Annotated in this window: 2 protein-coding genes and 1 pseudogene; all 3 read left to right on the top strand. The window is 66.1% G+C overall.

Features of this window, described 5'->3' with window-relative positions:
* Positions 1-288 (top strand): enoyl-CoA hydratase/isomerase family protein (locus tag MLGJGCBP_RS22030; protein ID WP_236581249.1); only part of this gene is annotated, 288 nt, incomplete at its 5' end.
* Between the two features lie 86 nt (positions 289-374).
* A pseudogene (locus tag MLGJGCBP_RS22025) lies at positions 375-518 on the top strand (acyl-CoA dehydrogenase family protein); the annotation flags it as partial.
* Between the two features lie 29 nt (positions 519-547).
* Positions 548-1,050: SDR family NAD(P)-dependent oxidoreductase (locus MLGJGCBP_RS22020; protein WP_160098005.1), on the top strand; the 503-nt coding region annotated here is incomplete at its 3' end.

Here is a 1,050-nt window from a genome sequence, read left to right as displayed (position 1 = left end):
TTCGTCGGCGCCGAGGAGGCCGCCCGGATCGGATTGGCGAACCGGGTGGTGCCGAGCGAGGACCTGTTCGACGAGGCCGTCGCGGTGGCCGAGGCGATCGCATCGAATTCGCCGGGCGGTGTCCGGATGTCGAAGCGTGCGCTGCAGTGCAACCAGGAAGTGACGTCGTATGCGGCGGCACTGGAGTTGGAGAACCGGGGACAGGCGCTGCTCACCCGGGGCGCCGACATGCCGGAGGCGCATGCGGCGTTCAAGGAGAAGCGGCCGCCACGCTTTACCGGCCAGTAAGGATCGAATGATGACGACATGGATGGAGGCCAGCGTATGACCTGGTCATCCCGTTCGCATCGCCGTCATCGGAACTCGGATTTAGTGACGCCGTTTACGGAATGGGTGGGTCCGGCTACACCCGCGAGTACGGCATGGAGAAACAGGATCGCCGTTCTCTGGCACCACCGATCTATGGCGGTATCAACGAGAATCAGCGCGAGATCATCAGCAAGAGCCTGGGCCTGTAGCCCTCGTTCCCCATCGTAAGGACCATCGCATGACCACCACTCCCTTCACCTCCGACGCCCTCGCGGGCAAGCGCGTGCTCATCACCGGCGGGGGTACCGGACTCGGCCGTGGCGTCGCCCGGCACCTCGTCGACCGCGGCGCTGAAGTCCACCTGTGGGGCCGCCGTCCCGCCGTGCTCGAGGAAGCCGCGGCGGAGGCGTCCGTGTCCCGGCCGGGTTCGGTCCACTGGCAGACCGTCGATGTGCGCAAGGCAGATCTCGTGTCGGCCGCGATGGACGAGATCTGGACGCTGCACGGTCCGCTCACCGGCGTGATCAACAATGCTGCCGCGAACTTCATCGCCCCCACCGAATCACTCAGCCCGCGTGCCTTCGAAGCCGTCACGTCCACGGTGATGAACGGGTCGTTCAATACCACTCACGCCGCGGGTCGCCGCTGGATCGAAGGCGGGACCAAGGGCGTCGTTCTGTCGACGCTCACCACCTGGGTCTGGAGCGGATCCGCGTTCGTCGTCCCGTCCGCGATGGCGAA

Origin of the sequence: Rhodococcus sp. T7 (assembly GCF_009872365.1) — a bacterium.
In the GTDB taxonomy this organism is placed as follows: Bacteria; Actinomycetota; Actinomycetes; order Mycobacteriales; family Mycobacteriaceae; genus Rhodococcus_F.
The sequence above is the reverse complement of the archived record's forward strand: the minus strand, read 5'-3'. Positions and strand labels throughout refer to the sequence as shown.